A 1771-nucleotide genomic window follows, 5' to 3' on the forward strand; every position below is an offset into this window, starting at 1 on the left:
CGAACAGCTCGCCACCTGTGCCTGCCATCTCTTGCCTCCGGTCCAAACCCCGCGCCTATTCTCGCAGAGCGCAGGCCCGGTGGGTTTTTTCACAAGCTCTCAGGCTTCCACCCGACAGGCTCGCCCTCGATGGGCGATTGTTTCCGAATGCCGAGACGATCCCAGTCCCGCGCCTCGGCCGCGGCGGTGAAGCTTCTGCCGTCCATCCCGGCGCCGAACTGGCGCAGGTCATCGATGGGGCTTATTGTCTCTTATGAGTGGACGATATTGCGCTTTCCGGCCTCTTAATCGAATCTCAAGGAGACACTAGTCTGTGCTCATGGTGCTGAACAAGGCACCCCACCGACCCGGAGATACGGACATGACCCTTTCGACCTCGACCGCCACCCACACCTCCACCGCCTTCGCCGGCCGCACCCTGCTGGGCTCGCTGTTCCTCGTCAGCGGCCTGGGCAAGGCCGCCGCCCCGGCCGCCACCCTCGGCTACATCGGCAGCACCGGTATGCCCTTCCCCACCCTGGCCCTGGCGATCGCGCTGCTGATCGAACTGGGCTTCGCCGCGGCGCTGCTGGTCGGCTACCGCACCCGCCTGGTCGCCACCGTGATGGCCGGCTTCACCCTGGCGACGGCCCTGGCGTTCCACAACCAGTTCGGCGACCAGAACCAGTTCATCCACTTCCTGAAGAACCTGGCGATCGCCGGGGGCCTGCTGCAGGTGGCCGCCTTCGGCGCCGGCGCCCTGAGCCTGGATGCCTACCGCAGCCGCCGCCTCGCCCACGCCTGAAGTTTCCCGCCCGGCTTCGGCCGGGCCGCACCGACCGAGGAATCCGATATGCACACCCACGAACTGCGCCGCTCCGCCGAGCGCGGCCAGGCCGACCACGGCTGGCTGCAATCCCGCCACAGCTTCTCCTTCGCCGACTACCACGCCCCCGAGCAGGTCGGTTTCTCTGATCTCCTGGTGATCAACGACGACCGCGTCGCCGCCGGCCAGGGCTTCGGCCGGCATCCGCACCGGGACATGGAGATCCTCTCCTACGTGCTCGACGGCGCCCTCGAGCACCAGGACAGCCTGGGCAACGGCTCGCTGATCCGCCCGGACGACATCCAGCTGATGAGCGCCGGCACCGGCATCGCCCACAGCGAGTACAACGCCTCGCCCCGCGAGCCGGTGCACTTCCTGCAGATCTGGATCGTCCCGGCCGTCCGGGGCGTGACGCCGGGCTATCAACAGCAGCGTTTCGTCGCCGAGGACAAGCGCGGCCGGTTGCAGTTGATCCTCTCGCCGGACGGCGAGCAGGGCTCGCTGCGCCTCCACCAGGACGCCCGGGTCTACGCCGGGCTGTTCGACGGCGCGGAGCGGGCCAGCCTGGAACTCGGCGGGCAGCGCCACGCCTACGTGCACCTGGCGCGCGGCGCGCTGAGCGTCAACGGCCAGCGCCTGGAAGCCGGCGACGGCCTGCGCGTCCGCCGCGCCGAACGGCTGGAATTTGCCGACGGCGAGCAGGCCGAGGTGCTGATCTTCGACCTGCGCCCCAACGAACGGCCGCGGATGCCCTGAAGGCCCCCACGGGCTCCCTGCGGGCAAGCGCCGAGAGCTGCCCGCCGAAACATCGCTCACTGGCGCTCTTGAAGGAGTTCTCATGAAAGCACTGCAATTTTCCCAAGGCTATGTCTGAGTTAGCTGTTGCATGGCTGCTCGCCCCAGCGCCTCCCTCAAGCAAATCAATGGATTGAGCTGCGTCTTGTAGCGCTCGAGCAGGCGGCGCCA

2 protein-coding genes and 1 pseudogene are annotated in these 1771 nt (G+C 67.9%); 2 read left to right on the forward strand and 1 reads right to left on the reverse strand.

The features are described 5' to 3' along the window. Nucleotides 1-361 precede the first annotated feature (361 nt). Together ACYVD0_RS11730 and ACYVD0_RS11735 are read left to right on the forward strand one after the other, a co-directional pair. Nucleotides 362-784 (forward strand): DoxX family protein, encoded by a 423-nt coding sequence (locus ACYVD0_RS11730; RefSeq protein ID WP_460426981.1) that lies wholly within the window; start codon nucleotides 362-364, stop codon nucleotides 782-784. A 48-nt stretch (nucleotides 785-832) separates the two neighbouring features. Continuing rightward, on the forward strand, nucleotides 833-1561 hold the full coding sequence (locus ACYVD0_RS11735) for a pirin family protein (protein ID WP_460426982.1): 729 nt from the start codon (nucleotides 833-835) through the stop codon (nucleotides 1559-1561). Between the two features lie 108 nt (nucleotides 1562-1669). Here the strand turns inward: ACYVD0_RS11735 and ACYVD0_RS11740 are convergent. After that, nucleotides 1670-1771: pseudogene (locus tag ACYVD0_RS11740) on the reverse strand (IS1595 family transposase); the annotation flags it as partial.

The organism is Azotobacter armeniacus (assembly GCF_054779355.1).